The organism is Stenotrophomonas sp., from assembly GCF_032056425.1.
Lineage (GTDB): Bacteria > Pseudomonadota > Gammaproteobacteria > Xanthomonadales > Xanthomonadaceae > Stenotrophomonas.
The window spans coordinates 182,021-201,833 of sequence record NZ_DAMBCN010000003.1 but is presented as its reverse complement, the minus strand read 5'-3'; the positions used below and the strand labels follow the sequence as shown (position 1 = coordinate 201,833).

12 protein-coding genes and 4 tRNA genes are annotated in these 19,813 nt (G+C 64.1%); 1 reads left to right on the top strand and 15 read right to left on the bottom strand.

The window, feature by feature from the left end; all coding sequences use genetic code 11:
* Positions 1 to 190 precede the first annotated feature (190 nt).
* The 15 genes from rpoC to RTY46_RS03665 all read right to left on the bottom strand — a co-directional run bounded on the left by rpoC (position 191) and on the right by RTY46_RS03665 (position 16,744).
* Entirely contained in the window at positions 191 to 4,411 is a 4,221-nt protein-coding gene (gene rpoC / locus RTY46_RS03735; RefSeq protein ID WP_312706731.1) for a DNA-directed RNA polymerase subunit beta', read from the bottom strand.
* 89 nt (positions 4,412 to 4,500) lie between these two features.
* Complete coding sequence (gene rpoB, locus RTY46_RS03730; protein WP_108751480.1) at positions 4,501 to 8,655, bottom strand: DNA-directed RNA polymerase subunit beta; 4,155 nt, start codon at positions 8,653 to 8,655, stop codon at positions 4,501 to 4,503.
* A gap of 326 nt (positions 8,656 to 8,981) precedes the next feature.
* Entirely contained in the window at positions 8,982 to 9,350 is a 369-nt protein-coding gene (gene rplL / locus RTY46_RS03725; RefSeq protein ID WP_108752271.1) for a 50S ribosomal protein L7/L12, read from the bottom strand.
* A 63-nt stretch (positions 9,351 to 9,413) separates the two neighbouring features.
* Complete coding sequence (gene rplJ / locus RTY46_RS03720; protein ID WP_005408203.1) at positions 9,414 to 9,950, bottom strand: 50S ribosomal protein L10; 537 nt, start codon at positions 9,948 to 9,950, stop codon at positions 9,414 to 9,416.
* Positions 9,951 to 10,336: 386 nt separating this feature from the next.
* Complete coding sequence (gene rplA, locus RTY46_RS03715; protein WP_108748650.1) at positions 10,337 to 11,035, bottom strand: 50S ribosomal protein L1; 699 nt, start codon at positions 11,033 to 11,035, stop codon at positions 10,337 to 10,339.
* A gap of 4 nt (positions 11,036 to 11,039) precedes the next feature.
* The gene (gene rplK, locus RTY46_RS03710; RefSeq protein ID WP_004145248.1) at positions 11,040 to 11,468 is read right to left on the bottom strand and encodes a 50S ribosomal protein L11; all 429 of its coding nucleotides are present in this window, start codon (positions 11,466 to 11,468) and stop codon (positions 11,040 to 11,042) included.
* A 296-nt stretch (positions 11,469 to 11,764) separates the two neighbouring features.
* Positions 11,765 to 12,325 carry a transcription termination/antitermination protein NusG gene (gene nusG / locus RTY46_RS03705; RefSeq protein WP_312706730.1) on the bottom strand — a complete coding sequence of 187 codons (561 nt, stop codon included), beginning with the start codon at positions 12,323 to 12,325 and terminating at the stop codon, positions 11,765 to 11,767.
* A 10-nt stretch (positions 12,326 to 12,335) separates the two neighbouring features.
* Positions 12,336 to 12,749: a preprotein translocase subunit SecE gene (gene secE / locus RTY46_RS03700; RefSeq protein ID WP_312706729.1), complete on the bottom strand. Its 414-nt coding sequence runs from the start codon at positions 12,747 to 12,749 to the stop codon at positions 12,336 to 12,338.
* 50 nt (positions 12,750 to 12,799) lie between these two features.
* Positions 12,800 to 12,875, bottom strand: a tRNA-Trp gene (locus RTY46_RS03695).
* Between the two features lie 103 nt (positions 12,876 to 12,978).
* A complete protein-coding gene (gene tuf / locus RTY46_RS03690) occupies positions 12,979 to 14,169 on the bottom strand; it encodes an elongation factor Tu (RefSeq protein ID WP_312706728.1) in 1,191 nt (396 codons plus the stop codon).
* Positions 14,170 to 14,210: 41 nt separating this feature from the next.
* Positions 14,211 to 14,286, bottom strand: a tRNA-Thr gene (locus RTY46_RS03685).
* Positions 14,287 to 14,335: 49 nt separating this feature from the next.
* Positions 14,336 to 14,409, bottom strand: a tRNA-Gly gene (locus tag RTY46_RS03680).
* Positions 14,410 to 14,433: 24 nt separating this feature from the next.
* A tRNA-Tyr gene (locus RTY46_RS03675) sits at positions 14,434 to 14,519 on the bottom strand.
* Between the two features lie 136 nt (positions 14,520 to 14,655).
* Positions 14,656 to 15,672: an isoaspartyl peptidase/L-asparaginase gene (locus RTY46_RS03670; RefSeq protein ID WP_312706727.1), complete on the bottom strand. Its 1,017-nt coding sequence runs from the start codon at positions 15,670 to 15,672 to the stop codon at positions 14,656 to 14,658.
* A 52-nt stretch (positions 15,673 to 15,724) separates the two neighbouring features.
* Complete coding sequence (locus RTY46_RS03665; RefSeq protein ID WP_312706726.1) at positions 15,725 to 16,744, bottom strand: cyanophycinase; 1,020 nt, start codon at positions 16,742 to 16,744, stop codon at positions 15,725 to 15,727.
* 170 nt (positions 16,745 to 16,914) lie between these two features.
* Here RTY46_RS03665 and RTY46_RS03660 point away from each other — a divergent pair, with 170 nt between their 5' ends.
* Positions 16,915 to 19,653 carry a TonB-dependent receptor gene (locus tag RTY46_RS03660; protein ID WP_312706725.1) on the top strand — a complete coding sequence of 913 codons (2,739 nt, stop codon included), beginning with the start codon at positions 16,915 to 16,917 and terminating at the stop codon, positions 19,651 to 19,653.
* Positions 19,654 to 19,813 lie beyond the last annotated feature (160 nt).

Here is a 19,813-nt window from a genome sequence, read left to right as displayed (position 1 = left end):
AGTCAAACGCGTTCTGTCAAGCCCGTTCCTGATCCCGGAACGTTACTGGGGGGCCTCCATGTACCCCGTTCAGGTTGGCGGGGTGAACCGCGAGCGGTCCACCCTGCCCTGTCCTTGGCCCGATCGGCGCAGTCGACTGACAGTCGACGCTACCACCCGGGTGGTCCGGCCGTGAGGCCGGACCGGTGTATCAGTCTTCCGAAGCCTGTTCAGCTTCCGCCTCGACCACCGGCGCTTCAACCGCAGCCGGAGCACCGGCCAGGGTCTGCATTTCCGATTCGGTCAGGCCGGACGCGTCGCGGCGGCGGCTGCTGTGGTACGACAGGCCAGTACCGGCCGGAATCAGACGGCCGACGATGACGTTTTCCTTCAGGCCACGCAGGTTGTCCTTGGTGCCGCGGACGGCAGCTTCGGTCAGCACGCGGGTGGTTTCCTGGAAGGACGCCGCCGAAATGAACGATTCAGTGGCCAGCGAAGCCTTGGTGATACCCAGCAGCACCGGATCGAAGTGCGCCGGCAGCTCGCTGCGGGTGGCCAGGCGCGCATTCTCCTCGATCACGCGCTGACGCTCCACCTGTTCACCGTTCAGGAACTTGCTGCTGCCCTGGTCGGTGATCTCGACCTTGCGCAGCATCTGGCGGGTGATGACTTCGATGTGCTTGTCGTTGATCTTCACGCCCTGCAGGCGGTACACGTCCTGGATTTCCTTCACCAGGTAGGCGGCCAGCGGTTCGACACCCAGCAGGCGCAGGATGTCCTGCGGGCTCGGCTCGCCGTCCACGATGGTTTCGCCCTTGGTCACGTGTTCACCTTCGAACACGATCACCTGGCGGTACTTCGGAATCAGCTCTTCGTGTTCCGAACCATCGGTGTCCTTGATGATCAGGCGCTGCTTGCCCTTGGTGTCCTTGCCGAAGCTGATGATGCCCGAACGCTCGGCCAGCACGGCCGGATCCTTCGGCTTGCGCGCTTCGAACAGATCGGCCACGCGCGGCAGACCACCGGTGATGTCGCGGGTCTTGGACGCTTCCTGCGGGATCTTGGCAACCACGTCGCCCACGCCCACCGGCGCGCCGTCCTGCAGGTTGACGATCGAACGCGGCGGCAGCAGGTACTGCGCCGGCAGATCGGTACCCGGGATGGACAGATCATTGCCCTTGGCATCGACGATGCGCACGATCGGGCGCAGGTCCTTGGCCTGTGCACCACGACGCTTCGGATCGGTGATTTCGCGCGAGGCCAGACCGGTCAGTTCGTCGGTCTTCTCGATGACGGTGACGCCGTCGACGAAGTCGATGAAGCGGATGAAACCGGCTACTTCCGACACGATCGGGTGGTTATGCGGATCCCAGTTGGCCACGGTCTGGCCAGCCTTGATCGCATCGCCGTCCTTGGACGTGATGGTGGCACCGTACGGCAGCTTGTAACGCTCACGCTCACGGCCGTGGGCATCGAGCACCGAGATTTCGCCCGAGCGCGACACTGCCACCAGCGAGCCATTGGCGTGCTCGACCGACTTGAGGTTGCTGAACTTGACCGAGCCGGTGGTCTTGACGGTGATGTTGTCGACCGCAGCAGCTCGCGACGCCGCACCACCGATGTGGAACGTACGCATGGTCAGCTGGGTACCCGGCTCGCCGATGGACTGGGCGGCGATGACGCCGACCGCTTCACCGATGTTGACCAGGTGGCCACGGGCCAGATCACGGCCGTAGCAACGGGCGCAGACGCCGAAGGCCGATTCGCAGGAGATGGTCGAGCGGACCTTGATGGTCTGCACGCCGGCATCTTCCAGCTTGGCCACCCAGGCTTCGTCCAGCAGGGTGTTGCGGGTCACGATCGGATCTTCGTCGTTGCCCGGCAGGAACACGTCCTCGGCAACCACACGACCCAGCACGCGGTCCTTCAACGGCTCGACCACGTCGCCGCCTTCCACGATCGGGGTCATGATCAGGCCTTCGGTGGTACCGCAATCCACCTCGGTGATCACCACGTCCTGCGCCACGTCGACCAGACGACGGGTCAGGTAACCCGAGTTCGCGGTCTTCAGCGCGGTATCGGCCAGACCCTTACGGGCACCGTGGGTGGAGTTGAAGTACTCCTGCACGTTCAGGCCTTCGCGGAAGTTCGCCTTGATGGGCGTCTCGATGATCGAGCCATCGGGACGGGCCATCAGGCCGCGCATGCCGGCCAGCTGACGGATCTGCGCCTGCGAACCACGCGCACCGGAGTCGGCCATGATGTACAGCGAGTTCATCGACTTCTGGTCGATGGTTTCGCCCTTGGCATTGACCACCTTCTCGGTACCAATGGTGTCCATCATCGCCTTGGCGATGCGTTCATTGGTGCGCGACCAGATGTCGACCACCTTGTTGTAGCGCTCGCCGGCGGTGACCAGGCCCGACTGGTACTGCTCCTGGATTTCCAGCACTTCGGCTTCGGCCTCGGTGAGGATGCCCTTCTTCTCGTCCGGGATCAGCATGTCGTCGATGCCGATGGAGACGCCGGCGCGGGTCGCGTAGGCGAAGCCGGTGTACATCAGCTTGTCGGCGAACACGACCGTGTCCTTCAGGCCCAGCTGGCGGTAGCTGGAGTTGATCAGGCGGCTGATGTTCTTCTTGGTCAGCTCGACATTGGCCAGCGCGAACGGCAGGCCTTCCGGCAGGATTTCAGCCAGCAGGGCGCGACCGATCGTGGTGTCCACGATCGAGGTCTTGTTCTGCTTGTTGCCGTCTTCGTCGGTCACCACCTCGGTGATGCGGACCTTGACCTTGGCGTGCAGTTCCACCACGCGGTTGTCGTAGGCGCGCTTGACTTCGGCGATGTTGGCGAAGGCCATGCCCTCGCCCTTCTTGTTTTCCAGCGAGCGGGTCATGTAGTACAGACCCAGCACGACGTCCTGCGACGGCACGATGATCGGCTCGCCGTTGGCCGGCGACAGGATGTTGTTGGTCGACATCATCAGCGCACGCGCTTCCAGCTGGGCTTCCAGCGAGAGCGGCACGTGGACGGCCATCTGGTCACCGTCGAAGTCGGCGTTGAACGCGGTGCAGACCAGCGGGTGCAGCTGGATGGCCTTGCCTTCGATCAGCACCGGCTCGAACGCCTGGATGCCCAGACGGTGCAGGGTCGGCGCACGGTTCAGCATCACCGGGTGTTCGCGGATGACCTCTTCCAGGATGTCCCAGACTTCGGCTTCTTCGCGCTCGACCAGCTTCTTGGCGGCCTTGATGGTGGTGGCCAGGCCACGACGCTGCAGCTTGGCGAAGACGAACGGCTTGAACAGCTCCAGCGCCATCTTCTTCGGCAGGCCGCACTGGTGCAGGCGCAGGTACGGGCCGACCACGATGACCGAACGGCCCGAGTAGTCGACGCGCTTGCCGAGCAGGTTCTGGCGGAAGCGCCCCTGCTTGCCCTTGATCATGTCGGCCAGCGACTTCAGCGGGCGCTTGTTGGTGCCGGTGATGGCACGGCCACGACGGCCGTTGTCCAGCAGCGCATCGACCGATTCCTGCAGCATGCGCTTTTCATTGCGCACGATGATGTCCGGCGCGCTCAGTTCGAGCAGGCGGCGCAGGCGGTTGTTACGGTTGATGACGCGGCGGTACAGGTCGTTCAGGTCGGAGGTCGCGAAGCGGCCGCCGTCCAGCGGAACCAGCGGACGCAGGTCCGGCGGCAGCACCGGCAGCACGGTCATGACCATCCATTCCGGACGGTTGCCCGATTCCAGGAAGGCTTCGATCAGCTTGATGCGCTTGGTCAGTCGCTTCAGCTTGGTTTCCGAACCGGTGCTGGCGATTTCTTCGCGCAGGCGGGTCATTTCCGACTGCAGGTCGATGGTGCGCAGCAGTTCGTACACGGCCTCGGCGCCCATGGCGGCGTCGAAGTCGTCACCGTGCTCCTGGCGGGCCTGCAGGTACTGTTCTTCGGTCAGCAGCTGGCGGCGTTCCAGGGCGGTCAGGCCCGGCTCGGTCACCACGTAGGCTTCGAAGTACAGCACGCGCTCGATGTCGCGCAGGGTCATGTCCAGCATCAGGCCGATGCGCGACGGCAGCGACTTCAGGAACCAGATGTGCGCGACCGGCGAAGCCAGGTCGATGTGGCCCATGCGCTCGCGGCGCACCTTGGCCAGGGTCACTTCGGTGCCGCACTTTTCGCAGACCACGCCGCGGTGCTTCATGCGCTTGTACTTGCCGCACAGGCACTCGTAGTCCTTCACCGGGCCGAAGATGGCGGCGCAGAACAGGCCGTCACGTTCCGGCTTGAAGGTACGGTAGTTGATGGTTTCCGGCTTCTTCACTTCGCCGAAGGACCACGAGCGGATCAGGTCCGGCGAGGCCAGCGCGATCTTGATCGCGTCGAAGTCCAGCGTCTGGCGCTGCTGGTTGAAGAGGTTGAGCAGGTCTTTCATGGTGTTCTCCGAAAGGAGGAATGCTGTGTCGATGGGCTTTCAGTTCACTGCCAGCGGCGCGGCGGCGGTGACCGCCGCGCCGGCATGGGTCAGTTGTCTTCCAGTTCCATGTTGATGGCCAGCGAGCGGATTTCCTTCACGAGCACGTTGAAGGATTCCGGCATGCCCGCGACCATCTCGTGCTCACCGTCGACGATGTTCTTGTACATCTGGTTGCGGCCCTGCACGTCATCGGACTTCACCGTCAGCATTTCCTGCAGGGTGTAGGCCGCGCCGTAGGCTTCCAGCGCCCAGACTTCCATTTCACCGAAGCGCTGGCCGCCGAACTGCGCCTTGCCGCCCAGCGGCTGCTGGGTAACGAGCGAGTACGGACCGGTCGAACGGGCGTGCATCTTGTCGTCGACCAGGTGGTTCAGCTTCAGGTAGTGCATGTAGCCAACGGTGGTGTGGCGATCGAAGGCTTCACCGGTGCGGCCGTCGTACAGCTGGGTCTGGCCACTGCTCGGCAGGTCGGCCAGTTCCAGCATGCGCTTGATTTCCGCTTCGGTGGCACCGTCGAACACCGGGGTGGCCATCGGCACGCCGTCGGTCAGGTTGCGGGCCAGGCGCAGCAGTTCCTCGTCGCTGAACTGCGACAGGTCGACACGGTTGGCCACGTTGGTGTCATCGTGGTTGTAGATGTCGTCCAGGAACTTGCGCAGGTCGGCCACGGCCGCCTGGGCTTCCATCATCGCCTGGATCTTGCGACCCAGACCCTTGGCTGCCCAGCCCAGGTGCACTTCCAGGATCTGCCCGATGTTCATACGCGACGGCACGCCCAGCGGGTTCAGCACGATGTCCACGGTTTCGCCCGAGGCCATGTACGGCATGTCCTCGACCGGCACCACGTTGGACACCACACCCTTGTTACCGTGGCGGCCTGCCATCTTGTCGCCCGGCTGGATGCGGCGCTTCACGGCCAGGAACACCTTGACCATCTTCAGCACGCCCGGGGCGAGGTCGTCGCCGGCGGTGATCTTGCCGCGCTTGTCGGCGAAGCGACGCTCGAATTCCTTCTCGTGCGCCTGGATCTGCTTCTGCGCGCGCTCGATGGCTTCCGAAGCGTCCTCGTCCTTCATGCGCAGGGCGAACCAGTCGGCCTTCTTCAGGCCGTCCAGGAAGGCGTCGGAGATCACGTCGCCCTTCTTCAGGCCGGCGCCACCGTTGACCACCTTGCCCACGATCTGCGAACGCAGACGCATGTAGATGGCCGCTTCCAGGATGCGGAACTGGTCGTCGAAGTCCTTCTTGACGCGCTTGATTTCAGATTCTTCGATCTGACGGGCGCGCTTGTCCTTCTCGATGCCATCACGGGTGAAGACCTGCACGTCGATGACGGTGCCGTCCATGCCCGGCGGAACGCGCAGCGAGCTGTCCTTCACGTCCGAAGCCTTCTCGCCGAAGATCGCGCGCAGCAGCTTCTCTTCCGGGGTCAGCTGGCTTTCGCCCTTCGGGGTGACCTTGCCGACCATGATGTCGCCGGCGCGGACTTCGGCACCGATGTACACCACGCCGCTTTCGTCCAGGCGGTTCAGCGCCTGCTCGGAAACGTTCGGGATGTCGGCGGAGATTTCCTCCGGCCCCAGCTTGGTGTCACGTGCAACGCAGGTCAGCTCTTCGATGTGGATCGTGGTGTAACGATCCTCTTCCACCACGCGCTCGGAGAGCAGGATGGAGTCTTCGAAGTTGTAGCCGTTCCACGGCATGAACGCGATCAGCATGTTCTGGCCCAGGGCCAGTTCGCCGATGTCGGTGGACGGACCGTCGGCCAGCACGTCGCCGCGGGCGATGATGTCGCCCACCTGGACCAGCGGACGCTGGTTGATGCAGGTGTTCTGGTTCGAACGGGTGTACTTGACCAGGTTGTAGATGTCCACGCCGGCATCGGTGGCGCCGACGATTTCTTCTTCAACCACCTTCACCACGATGCGGGCGGCGTCGATCTGCACGATCTCGCCACCGCGACGGGCGTTCACGGTCACACCCGAGTCACGGGCCACGGCGCGTTCGATACCGGTACCCACCAGCGGCTTCTGCGCACGCAGAGTCGGCACGGCCTGGCGCTGCATGTTGGCGCCCATCAGTGCACGGTTGGCGTCATCGTGCTCCAGGAACGGAACCAGCGCGGCCGCGATCGACACGGTCTGCATCGGCGAGACGTCCATGAAGTGGACTTCCGCCGGCGGCTTCAGCAGCGATTCGCCCTGGAAGCGGCACGGAACGAACTGCTCGGTCAGCACGCTGTTGGCATCGGTCAGCGCGTTGGCCTGCGCAATGACGTACTCGTTTTCTTCGATGGCCGACAGGAATTCGACTTCGTCGTACACCTTGCCGTCCACGACCTTGCGGTACGGGGTCTCGAGGAAACCGTACTGGTTGGTGCGGGCGTACACGGCCAGCGAGTTGATCAGGCCGATGTTCGGGCCTTCCGGGGTTTCGATGGTGCAGACGCGGCCGTAATGGGTCGGGTGCACGTCGCGCACTTCGAAGCCGGCGCGCTCACGGGTCAGACCACCCGGGCCCAGGGCCGAGACGCGACGCTTGTGGGTCACTTCCGACAGCGGGTTGTTCTGATCCATGAACTGCGACAGCTGCGAGGAGCCGAAGAACTCCTTGATGGCCGCAGCAACCGGCTTGGCGTTGATCAGTTCCTGCGGGGTCAGGCCTTCGGATTCGGCCATCGACAGGCGTTCCTTGACCGCGCGCTCGACGCGGACCAGGCCCACGCGGAACACGTTCTCGGCCATTTCACCGACCGAACGCACGCGACGGTTGCCCAGGTGATCGATGTCATCGACCACGCCGCGACCATTGCGGATCTCGGTCAGGACCTTGATCACGTCCAGGATGTCGGAGCTGTCGCCGTGGGCGGCAACCAGGCGCTTGGATTCTTCGTCGTTACGCTCGCCGTAGTACTTGCGGTCGTACAGCACGGCTTCGCCGGTGGTTTCCTTGCGGCCCACGCGACGGTTGAACTTCATGCGGCCGACCGCGGACAGGTCGTAGCGCTCGAAGGTGAAGAACAGGTTGTGGAACAGGTTCTGCGCGGCATCCTTGGTCGGCGGCTCGCCCGGACGCATCATGCGGTAGATTTCGACCAGGGCTTCCAGCTGGGTCTTGGTCGGATCGATGCGCAGGGTGTTGGACAGGTACGGGCCACGATCCAGGTCGTTCACCCACAGGGTGCCCACCGCATCGACGCCGGCCTTGCGGAAGTTCTGCAGCTGCTCGTCGCTGATTTCGTCGTTGGCCTGGGCCAGCAGTTCACCGGTCGACGCGTCGACCACGTCGTGCGACAGGATGCGGCCGACGATGTAATCATCCGGCACGGCCAGGGCGGCAATGCCCGAGGCTTCCAGCTGTTTGATGTGGCGCGCGGTGATGCGCTTGCCGGCTTCCACGATGACCTTGTCGCCGTCGGCGAGGTCGAAGCCCAGGGTTTCGCCACGCAGGCGCTCGGGCACCAGCTCCAGCTGGACGCCTTCATCCGGGTTGATGTGGAAGGTGTTGATCTCGAAGAACTCGGCCAGCATCTCTTCGTTGCTGTAGCCAAGCGCGCGCAGCAGGATCGACACCGGCAGCTTGCGGCGGCGGTCGATACGGGTGAACAGCGCGTCCTTCGGGTCGAACTCGAAGTCCAGCCAGGAGCCGCGGTAAGGAATGATGCGGGCGCTGTACAGCAGCTTGCCCGAGCTGTGGGTCTTGCCACGGTCGTGGTCGAAGAACACGCCCGGCGAGCGGTGCAGCTGCGAGACGATGACGCGCTCGGTGCCGTTGACGATGAAGGTGCCGTTTTCGGTCATCAGCGGGATTTCGCCCAGATAGACCTCCTGCTCCTTCACGTACTTGATGGCCTTGGTCGACGACTCACGGTCGTAGATGACCAGGCGCACGGTCACGCGCAGCGGCGCGCCGTAGCTCATGCCACGCTGGCGGCACTCACGCTCGTCGAAGACCGGGTCGCCCAGCTTGTAGCCGACGTATTCCAGGGCGGCGTTGCCGCTGTAGCTGGCGATCGGGAAGACCGACTTCAGCGCAGCGTGCAGGCCGTAATCGGCGCGCTTGGCCGGATCGACGTTTTCCTGGAGGAAATCACGGTAGGAATCCACCTGGATGGCGAGCAGGAAGGGAACTTCCAGGATCGAGCGCTGCTTGCCGAAATCCTTGCGGATGCGCTTTTTTTCGGTGAACGAATAGGACGTCATGAGGTCTTCCACCTTGTTGTGCGGGCCGTGCGTCCACAACCCGAAGGGAACTTGAAATTGTCAGTTGGAAGTCGCTGGTATTGCCGGCACCAGCACGCCTTCTCCCGCTACTTCCAACTGCCAACTCGTCTGCTACCACGCCCCTGCTGCCGCGCGTTGCGCTGGCCGGCCGGGGATTGACTGCAGCCCGTGTTGGGCTTTTTGCCGCTTGTTGCATCCACGCATGGCGTGGATCTACTACACCGCAGGAACGACCAAAGGCCGGGGGCTTACGCCCCCAGCCTTGGCTGCATCGCCGTGAATCGATGACGATGCAAGGGAAGTGCTTACTTGACTTCGACAGTCGCGCCAGCAGCTTCCAGGTCCTTCTTCATCTTCTCGGCTTCGTCCTTCGAAGCGCCTTCCTTCAGGACGCCACCGGCTTCGGCCAGGTCCTTCGCTTCCTTCAGGCCCAGGCCGGTGATGGCGCGGACGGCCTTGATGACTTCGACCTTCTTGTCGCCGGCAGTCTTCAGGGTGACGGTGAATTCGGTCTGCTCTTCAACAGCAGCAGCCGGGCCAGCGGCAGCAGCCACGGCAACCGGAGCAGCGGCGGAGACGCCGAACTTCTCTTCGATGGCCTTGACCAGCTCCATCACTTCCATCAGGGACTTCTCGGCGATGGCGTCGACGATCTGTTCGTTGGTAAGGGACATGATTGATACCTTTGGATGATTTTCTGGGTTGAGGTTCCGTCAGGAACCACGATAAGTCGAAACTCAGGCGGTCTCGGCGGCCGGCTCGGCAGCGTCAGCGGCGACATCGCCACCACCCTGCTTCTCGCCAACGGCCTTGATGGCGCGGGCAAACATCGTGACCGGCTCGGTCAGGACGCGGGCCAGCATGGCCAGGGCCTGGTCGCGGGTCGGCAGCGAGGCCAGCACATCGACGTGGCTTGCCGGGAACACTTCACCACCGATGGCGACGACCTTAGCCTTCAGCTTGTCGTTGCCCTTGGCGGCTTCCTTGATCAGGCGACCGGCTGCGCCGGGCTCCTCGAGCGAGAACGCGTACAGCAGCGGACCAACCATCTGGTCCTGGGCCACTGCGAACTCGGTGCCTTCAACAGCACGCGACGCCAGGGTGTTCTTGACAACTTTCAAGAAAACGCCGGTTTCGCGAGCCTGCTTGCGCATCGCGGTCATCTGGGCGACCGTGGTGCCAGCGTATTCGGCTGCGATCAAGGAGTGGGCCTTGGCGGCGACGTCTGCCAGCTCGGCGACTACTTCTTGCTTCTGGGACAGATTGAGAGCCATTGCACTCCTCCAGTTGAACTCCGCTTACGGCTCCTGCCGTGTGCGGTCCTGTGCGGCATCCGTCCTGGACGCCGGGAACATCGGAATGATGTTCCGGGGGTGGGCCGTTCCAGACCTGGAGTGCAATCGGGGAAGATCCCAGACGTGCGTGAACCAGAAAAACTCCAGAAGGGCACCATCTACGCAGGTTGATTCCGGGGAATCGATTAAGCGGTCAGTGCGGTGCCGGCGGCGACTCCCTGCCAGTTCGAGCTTCCGTGCCCGTCGCCGGTACTGCCACGACCGCGCCTGCGGTCTTTGACGGCTACCACCGGCGATGAACTGCCGGGGATGCCTTCAAATGTCACGGTCACGATGCCCGAGGGTACCGTGACCGCTTGAAACAATTACTTCAGGGTCAGCGACGACTGGTCGACGGTGACGCCCGGGCCCATCGTCGAGCTGACCGAAACCTTCTGCAGGTAGGTGCCCTTCGAGGTCGCCGGCTTGGCCTTGATCAGGTCCAGCAGCAGCGCGGTCAGGTTCGACTTCAGCGCGTCTTCGGCGAAGTCGGCCTTGCCGATGGTGCAGTGGATGATACCGGCCTTGTCGGTGCGGTAACGGACCTGGCCCGACTTGGCGTTCTTCACGGCTTCGCCCGGGTTCGGGGAAACGGTGCCGACCTTCGGGTTCGGCATCAGGCCGCGCGGGCCCAGCACGGTGCCCAGCTTACCGACAACGCGCATGGCGTCCGGGGTCGCGATGACGACGTCGTAGTTCAGATCGCCGGCCTGCATCTTCTCAGCCAGGTCGTCCATACCGACGGCTTCGGCGCCAGCGGCCAGGGCTTCGTCAGCCTTGGCACCGGCCGGAGCGAACACGGCAACGCGGACCGACTTGCCGGTACCCGCCGGCAGCACGGTGGAGCCACGGACCTGCTGGTCGGACTTCTTCGCGTCAACGCCCAGGCGCACGGCAACGTCGATCGACTCGACGAACTTGGCCTTGGTGGCGGACTTCAGGATGTTGATCGCGTCCTCGAAGGCGTACGACTTGCCCGGGACAACGGCGGCCTTGATGGCCTTCTCACGCTTGGTCTGTGCCATCTTCTTAACCCTCCACCACGAGGCCCATGGAACGGGCAGAGCCAGCGATGGTACGCACGGCGGCGTCCAGATCGGCGGCAGTCAGATCCGGTTCCTTCGCCTTGGCGATCTCTTCCAGCTGCTTACGGGTGACCTTGCCGACCTTCTCGGTGTTCGGGCGCTTGGAGCCCGACGAGATGCCAGCGGCCTTCTTCAGCAGGGTGGTGGCCGGGGTGCTCTTGGTGATGAAGGTGAACGTACGGTCCGAGTAGGCCGTGATGATCACCGGAACCGGCAGACCCGGCTCGAGCTTCTGCGTGGCAGCGTTGAACGCCTTGCAGAATTCCATGATGTTCAGGCCGCGCTGACCCAGCGCAGGACCGACCGGCGGCGAGGGGTTGGCCTGACCGGCCTTCACCTGCAGCTTGATGTAACCGACAACTTTCTTTGCCATTTGAGTGCTCTCCGGGTGCTAGCGCCTTTCGACAACAGGCTCCCCATCGGACCGGGAATCACGCGTCCCGGCATCGCGTTTTGAAATCATGCCGAAGGCCACCTTGCGGCGGCCTGGCTCCGCTGGCATCCCAGCGGGAGCCGCGCACTATAACAGGTTTTTTCTTCACGTGCCTGAAGCGGCATGTAAACAAGGAAACCGGGCCAGGCCCGGTTCCTTCTGTAGAGTCGAGCCATGCTCGACTGCACCATCCTCCGAAGCCGGGAGTCGAGCATGGCTCGACTCTACAGGGTCGTTTAGACGGCCTTTTCGACCTGGCCGAACTCGAGCTCGACCGGGGTGGCACGACCGAAGATCAGCACCGAGACGCGCAGACGGCTCTTCTCGTAGTTGACTTCTTCGACGACACCATTGAAATCGTTGAACGGGCCGTCGGTGACACGGACCATCTGGCCCGGTTCGAACAGCACCTTCGGACGCGGCTTCTCCACGCCTTCCTGAACACGATTCAGGATGGACTCGGCTTCGGAATCGGCGATCGGCAGCGGGCGATCCGCGGTGCCACCGATGAAGCCCATCACGCGCGGGGTTTCCTTGACCAGGTGCCAGCTTTCGTTGTCGATGCGCGGGATACCGGCTTCTTCGTGGGTCTCGATCTGGACCAGCACGTAACCCGGGAAGAACTTGCGCTCGGAACGACGCTTCTGGCCGGCACGCATCTCGACCACTTCTTCGGTCGGGACCAGGACGTCGCCGAAGCGCTCTTCCATGCCATCACGGGCGATGCGATCACGCAGTGCCTGCGCAACCGACTTCTCGAAGCCCGAATAGGCGTGAACGACATACCAACGCTTCATGCATTTCTCCTTAGCGGCTCAGGAACCACTGAGTCAATTTCTGGATCAGGAAGTCGAAGCCACCCAGCAGCAGGCTGAGGATGACCACGACGACAATCACGACCCAGGTCATGCGAATGGCTTCCTGGCGCGTCGGCCAGACCACCTTGCGCAGCTCGAAGCGCGACTCGGAGAGGAATTCGCGGGTGTCGCGCCCCTTGCCGGTCAGCATGAACACGCCGACACCGCCAACCAGACCGACCACGACCGCCAACGCACGCAGCTGACCCGTCCACGCCCCCAGCTGGGTGGCACGACCGGAGTCAGCGGAGAACCAGAACCAGACGAACAGACCAGCCAGCACCAGCAGCGAGGCCAGGGCGTACTTGACGATATCCCCACCGGTGGCGGAAGCATCCTTGGAGTGTTCGATCTTGCTATTCATCAGGCTATATCTGCTTTAGCGACGGCTGGGCCGCTGGATAGGGTGGCAGATGGCACGCCAGGAGGGACTCGAACCCCCAACCTGCGGTTTTGGAGACCGCTGCTCTGCCAATTGAGCTACTGGCGTACAGATTGAAACTTGCCTTCCCTTAGACGGCGAAGGCGGACCGAGGTTCCCGGCCCGCCACTCGCGCAACCGGCAGTGCTATGCAACCGCCGGCCTTGCAGGATTACTCGAGGATGCTGGCAACCACGCCGGCACCGACGGTACGGCCACCTTCGCGGATGGCGAAGCGCAGACCGGCGTCCATGGCGACCGGGTTGATCAGGGTGACAACCATCTTGATGTTGTCGCCCGGCATCACCATCTCGACACCTTCCGGCAGCTCGACCGCACCGGTGATGTCGGTGGTACGGAAGTAGAACTGCGGACGGTAGCCCTTGAAGAACGGGGTGTGACGGCCACCTTCGTCCTTCGACAGCACGTACACTTCGGCTTCGAACTTGGTGTGCGGCTTGATCGAACCCGGCTTGGCCAGAACCTGACCGCGCTCGACGTCGTCACGCTTGGTGCCGCGCAGCAGCAGACCGGCGTTATCACCTGCCTGACCCTGGTCCAGCAGCTTGCGGAACATTTCAACGCCGGTCACGGTGGTCTTCTGCACCGGACGGATGCCGACGATTTCGATTTCTTCGCCGACCTTGATCACGCCGCGCTCGATACGGCCGGTCACCACGGTGCCGCGGCCCGAGATCGAGAACACGTCTTCCACCGGCATCAGGAACGGCTTGTCGACGGCACGCTCCGGTTCCGGAATCCAGGTATCCAGCGCGTCGACCAGCTTGATGATCGCCGGCACGCCGATGTCGCTCTGGTCGCCTTCCAGCGCCAGACGAGCCGAACCCGAGATGATCGGGGTGTCGTCGCCCGGGAACTCGTACTTGCTCAGCAGTTCGCGGACTTCCATTTCGACCAGTTCCAGCAGCTCGGCATCGTCAACCATGTCGGCCTTGTTCAGGAACACGACGATGTACGGCACGCCGACCTGACGCGACAGCAGGATGTGCTCGCGGGTCTGCGGCATCGGGCCGTCAGCGGCCGAGCACACCAGGATCGCGCCGTCCATCTGGGCGGCACCGGTGATCATGTTCTTGACGTAGTCAGCGTGGCCCGGGCAGTCAACGTGGGCGTAGTGACGGGTGGTGGATTCGTATTCGACGTGCGCGGTCGAGATCGTGATGCCACGCGCCTTTTCTTCCGGCGCGGCATCAATCGCCGAGTAGTCCTTGAATTCACCACCGAAGCGCTCGGCACCGATCTTGGTCAGTGCGGCGGTCAGCGTGGTCTTGCCGTGGTCGACGTGACCGATGGTGCCGACATTGACGTGCGGCTTGGTGCGCTCGAACTTACCCTTGGCCATGGCTGCTTATCTCGAATTCGTCTGAGAGGTGATGCTTAAGATGGTGCTCACGAAAGGAATCGAACCTTCGACCTCTTCCTTACCAAGGAAGTGCTCTACCGACTGAGCTACGTGAGCCGAGTTTTGCATTATGACACGAACTCGATAATATTCAAAGTTCATTCAATGGAGCGGGAGACGGGAATCGAACCCGCACCATCAGCTTGGAAGGCTGAGGTTCTACCATTGAACTACTCCCGCGCCGGGAATGTCACAACGTGAAACTGGTGGAGGGAGGTGGATTCGAACCACCGAAGGCGTAAGCCAGCAGATTTACAGTCTGCCCCCGTTGGCCGCTTGGGTATCCCTCCTTACCGCCCCATCCCGTGCCGCCGAAGCGGTGCGGTGTGTGGTGGTGAGCCGCTTATTCTGCTGATGGGGCGGGGTGCTGTCAACGCTTTTTTCCACTTTTTTCACACGTTGTTGCAAACCCCTTGATGCACAACGTTATTGCCCTGGGAGCGGCAGGGACTCGCTGGCGAAAATAGCGACATGTGGCACGCCGTCGGCGCCAATCCAGCCCCGATACATGCCTTGGGTGTTGAACGGCGTGGCCATTTTTCCGTCCGCCGACAGCACGATCGCGCCGCCGTCGCCGCCCATCTTCGGAATGGTCTCGTTGATCACCGCCCTGCCCGCCTGTGCCGGCGACTGGCCCTGGTAGCGGATGCGCGCGCAGATCTCGTGCGCCGCGGCGGTACGGATGTAGTACTCGCCCCAGCCGGTGCCGGATACCGCGCACTGCGCATCGGCCCAGGTACCGGCGCCGATGATCGGCGAATCACCCACGCGGCCATAGCGCTTGTTGGTCATGCCGCCGGTGGATGTTCCTGCAGCCAGATGGCCCTGCGCATCCAGGGCCACTGCGCCGACCGTGCCGAAGTGCCGGGCCGTTTCCAGGTCGGCATGGGCCTGGCCGCTGGCCTCTTCCTTCAGCGCACGCTGCAGCTGCTGCCAGCGCTTGTCGGTGCGGAAGTACGACGGATCGACCAGGCCGATGCCCTGCTCGGTGGCAAACGCCTCGGCGCCCTGCCCCACCATCATCACGTGCGGCGACTTCTGCATGACCGCCTGCGCCAGCAGGATCGGATTACGCACGCGCTGCACGCCTGCCACCGCGCCGGCCGCCTGGCTGACGCCATCCATGACCGCCGCATCCAGTTCATTGCGCCCGTCATGGGTGAACACCGCGCCCTTGCCTGCATTGAAGGTCGGATCGTCCTCCAGCACGGTGATCGCAGCCGTCACCGCGGCCAGCGCCGGGCGACCTGCCGCCAGCTCGGCGTGGCCCTTCAGCAGCGCGGCCTTCAGCGCATCGCGCGCAGCCTTCTCCCCGGCCGGTGACAGGTCCCTGCGCTCCACGCCGGCGCCGCCGTGGATGACCAGCAGCGGCGAAGGCGAAGGCGCGGCGTGGGCCAGCAGGGGAAGCGACAGCAGCGCGGACAGGGCCATGCGCAGTTTCATCAGGTGCATCTCCAGGGGAATGAGGTTCGGTCTGGCCGGGCATTGGCCGGCGCTACCGTCGGGTGAGCTCGATCTGGCCGTCATCGACGTCTGCCAGCATCTGATCGTCCCCGTCGGCCTGGAAATCATCAAGCCGCAGGCGGCCACCGGAGGCAACCACCGTCACTGGCACGGCCTGGAAACGCAGCGGCTCGCCCTCGACCATGTGGTCAGCGCCACGCCCCGGCCGCACCACCCAGACCCGGCCCTGCCCGTCCGCACTGTACACACGCGCCTGACCATCGGGTTCGACGCACAGGGCCGTATCTTCGTCCACGCCGATACCGACCATGTCCGGGTCGCCACTGTCCTGCGCGGCCCGGGCGACGAACACGATCAGACGCCCCAGCCGGTCGCGCTTGTCGAAGTGGGTGTCGGTGACCACCCGTTGCAGGTACGGCATCTGCAGGAAGCCGTGGTCGAGGGTGACGGCCGCGCCGCGGGGATCGGCCAGCGCACTGGCCGAATCGATGCTGCCGCCATCCAGCGCGCCATAGGCATAGCCGCCGAGGATGGCCAGCCCGGCACTGGTCCCGGCGATGGGCTTGCCGGCGCGTATGTGTGCGTTGAGCGCGCGGTTGAGTGCGGTGCCTTTCCAGAAACGGATGTAGCGCGCCTGGTCGCCGCCGGCGATGAAGATGGCGTCGGCGGCAGCCACCACCCGCAGGACCGCCGGATCGTCAGCGCCACGTCGGCTGTCGAAGACCAGGGTCTGCACCGCGGTGGCACCGCCGATGTCGTGGTACAGGCGCTCCTGCAGATCGTCGCCGCCGGAGGCGCGCAGGATCAGGACCCGTCCGTTGCCGGCCTGCCGCAACCACCAATGGAAGGCCTCGGGTACCCACTCGCCCCCGCCCATCAGCATCATGGCGGGCGCACGTGGGCCGGGCCGGGGTGCGTCAAGGTCGCCCGCCTCGTAATAGGCGAAGCCGGGTTCCTGCGCGCTCTGCGCTGCGGTCGGGAGCACCCACGCCAGCGCCAGCCCTGTGCACAGGGCCAGGCGAAACCAAGGACGGGAAAAAACCTGTCGCATGTTGATCTCCCTGAACAGAATCGACTTGCAACCGTTTTCATTCTTTGCCAGATAGAAAGCCAGTAGTCAAGAACATAAAAAAGGCGTTAAATGCGCGCGCCCATCCGGGAAAACTGAATGGGGGACAGGGCCCCTCCTCTGCGGGCCGGCATCACTTCCGGGAATTCTTCATGCGTAGACAGGCGATGGCGTGGTCGATCCAGCTGGCGTTGATGGGTGTGGCCGCTTCGGCAGCAGCCCAGTCCCCAGCAACCTCTTCGGTTCAACAGCTCGATGCGGTGCAGGTCACCGGCTCGCGCATTCCACGTGCGCAGGTGGAAGGCCCGGCGCCGATCACGGTGATCAGCGCCGAGCAGATCCGGTCGGCCGGCTTCACCAGCGTGCCGGACGTGCTGCGTGCGATGACCCAGAACGGCGGTGAGACGCAGAGCCAGCAGTCGTCCAGCGGTGCGGACTTCTCCCCTGGCGCACAGCAGGTCGATCTGCGCGGGCTGGGGCCGAACCACACCCTGGTGCTGGTCAACGGCCGCCGCATTGCCGACTTCCCGATGCCGTTCCAGGGGCGCAGCAACTTCACCGATGTGTCCAACATCCCGCTGGGCATGATCGAGCGCATCGAAGTGCTGACCGGCAGCGCCTCGGCCATCTACGGCTCGGATGCGATCGCCGGCGTGGTCAACTTCATCCTGAAGAAGCAGGCCGATGGCACCACGGTAGACGTGCGCATGGGCACCACCACCGAAGGTGGCGGTGATTCGTTCAACATGAGCGTGGCCAGTGGCTTCAGCCGCGGCAACTTCAATGCGGTGTACAGCGTGGAACTGCAGTCGCAGACCCCGCTGTGGGCGTACGAGCGCGAACAGCAGGACTCCACCCAGGACGGGCCGACCGAGGGCTCGCGCATCGCGCGCCGCGCCTACCTGCGCACCGATTACAACGATGACTACCTGGACCCGGGTGCAGCGACCTGCGATGCCCTGGCCGGGCAGAACAACGGCAGCACCTACCATGCCTTCCGCCCGCGCTACGGCTACTACTGCGGCAGTGACGCGTCGATCGGCTACGGCACCATCCTCAGCAAGCGCCGCGGCGCCAACGGCTATGCTTCGCTCAGCTACGACTTCGACAACGGCCAGCAGTGGTTCGCCGATGTGCAGCTGGGCTACCACAGCCTGGCGCTGATGCGCGATGTCACTTCCTGGGGCCGCATGGCGCCCGATGGTGACGAGTCGGGCTACTTCAACAACGCAGCCACCGGTGACATCGAGTTCTGGCAGCGCCAGTTCTCGCCGGAGGAAATGGGCGGCCTGCGCAATGGCATGGTGCGCAGCACGCAGAAGACCTTCAGCGTGACTACCGGCTTCAAGGGCAAGCTGGCCGGCAACTGGGATTACGAAGCGGCCCTGAGCCATTCGCAGTACCAGTCGCGGATCAGCTGGCCGCAGATCGTGGCGGCCAAGGCCAACGATCTGTTCCTGGGCCCGCAGCTGGGCGAGGACGACGACGGCTTCCCGATCTACAACGCCGATCCGGAGCGCCTGTATCGCCCGCTGACGCGCGCCGAATACGATTCGATCGCTGCGCGCACCACCTATACGCCGAAATCGCGCACCGAGACCGCCGCGTTCACCCTGACCAACGGTGCGCTGTTCGGCCTGCCCGGCGGCGATGCCGGCTTTGCCGCCACCGTGGAAGTGGGCCAGCAGGCCTACGCGCTGAATCCCGATCCGCTGGCTACGCAGTACTACTACTACAGCTGGAAGGATTCGGACGGCCAGGGCTCGCGCAACCGCTGGGCCACCGCCGCCGAGCTGCGCATGCCGCTGCTGGACAGCGTGAACCTGAGCGTGGCCGGCCGATACGACCAGTACCGCTATTCGGGCAACACGATCGGCAAGGCCACCTGGAGCGGCGGCCTGGAATGGCGCCCGATCGATACCCTGCTGGTGCGCGGCTCCTACGGCACCGCCTTCCGTGCGCCGGACCTGCACTACGTGTACGCCGGCCCTGGCAATGACGAGACGGCTGGCAACGACTACTACGGCTGCCTGTCCGACGGCGCTGACGACTGCAGTGACTACGAAGAGAACCTGATCCGCAGCCGCGAAGGCAACCGTCGCCTCGATCCGGAAACCAGCACCTCCTGGAGCGCCGGCTTCGTCTGGTCGCCCGGCGGCGGCTTCGACATCAGCGCGGACTGGTTCGACATCGACATGCGCAACCAGGTGCAGGACATGAACGTGGATGCGATCCTGCGCGACGAGGCAGCCTGCCGCCTGGGCGAGCTGGACGCCACCTCGGCCACCTGCGTGGACGCTCTGGCCCGGGTGACCCGCACCGACGACGGCCGCCTGTACGGCGTGCACGTGAACCCGGTGAACATCGCCCGCGAGCGCACCCAGGGCGTGGACGTGGGCCTGCGCTGGCGCGTGCAGACCGGCATCGGCGAGTTCTCCTTCAACGGCAACCACACCTGGGTGAAGAAGCACGACTTCCAGCAGTTCCCGGGCGACCCGGTGGAAGACCAGTTCGCAGTGAACAGTGGCTTCGACATTCCGCGCACCAAGACCAGCCTGAGCGTGACCTGGGAAAAGGCGGCGTGGTCGGCCACGGTGTACGGCTCGCGGCTGGGCAAGCTGCCGACCTCGGACAGCTATGACCAGGTGTTCGACTGGGACAGCGGTGACAGCCCGTACATCAAGGCGACCTGCCGCTACAACGCGTCGGTGCAGTATCGCTTCGACGACCACGCGCGCCTGTCGCTGTCGGTGGTGAATGTGTTCAACAAGATGCCGCCGAAGGATGCCTCGTACACGGCCTACCCGTACTACGACGTGTCCTGGTTCGACACGGTGGGGCGCACGATTAACCTTCAGTACACCCACAAGTTTGGTGGCAGCGCGCTGTAAGCGCAGGCTGCAACGCAGGACATTGAACGCAGGGCCCGCCATTGGCGGGCCTTGTTCGTTTGGGAACCGGGCTTTGGTAGATGCCCACCTTGGTGGGCATGGACCTGCCGCGCGCCCACCAGGGTGGGCGACGACCAGAGCGCGCCAGGGTTTTCCACAC

Excerpts from the sequence above, each read along its gene's own strand:
- rpoC (WP_312706731.1), bottom strand. The coding sequence starts at position 4,411 with ATGAAAGACCTGCTCAACCTCTTCAACCAGCAGCGCCAGACGCTGGAC.
- rpoB (WP_108751480.1), bottom strand. The coding sequence starts at position 8,655 with ATGACGTCCTATTCGTTCACCGAAAAAAAGCGCATCCGCAAGGATTTC.
- rplL (WP_108752271.1), bottom strand. The coding sequence starts at position 9,350 with ATGTCCCTTACCAACGAACAGATCGTCGACGCCATCGCCGAGAAGTCC.
- rplJ (WP_005408203.1), bottom strand. The coding sequence starts at position 9,950 with ATGGCTCTCAATCTGTCCCAGAAGCAAGAAGTAGTCGCCGAGCTGGCA.
- rplA (WP_108748650.1), bottom strand. The coding sequence starts at position 11,035 with ATGGCACAGACCAAGCGTGAGAAGGCCATCAAGGCCGCCGTTGTCCCG.
- rplK (WP_004145248.1), bottom strand. The coding sequence starts at position 11,468 with ATGGCAAAGAAAGTTGTCGGTTACATCAAGCTGCAGGTGAAGGCCGGT.
- nusG (WP_312706730.1), bottom strand. The coding sequence starts at position 12,325 with ATGAAGCGTTGGTATGTCGTTCACGCCTATTCGGGCTTCGAGAAGTCG.
- secE (WP_312706729.1), bottom strand. The coding sequence starts at position 12,749 with ATGAATAGCAAGATCGAACACTCCAAGGATGCTTCCGCCACCGGTGGG.
- tuf (WP_312706728.1), bottom strand. The coding sequence starts at position 14,169 with ATGGCCAAGGGTAAGTTCGAGCGCACCAAGCCGCACGTCAATGTCGGC.
- RTY46_RS03670 (WP_312706727.1), bottom strand. The coding sequence starts at position 15,672 with ATGAAACTGCGCATGGCCCTGTCCGCGCTGCTGTCGCTTCCCCTGCTG.
- RTY46_RS03665 (WP_312706726.1), bottom strand. The coding sequence starts at position 16,744 with ATGCGACAGGTTTTTTCCCGTCCTTGGTTTCGCCTGGCCCTGTGCACA.
- RTY46_RS03660 (WP_312706725.1), top strand. The coding sequence starts at position 16,915 with ATGCGTAGACAGGCGATGGCGTGGTCGATCCAGCTGGCGTTGATGGGT.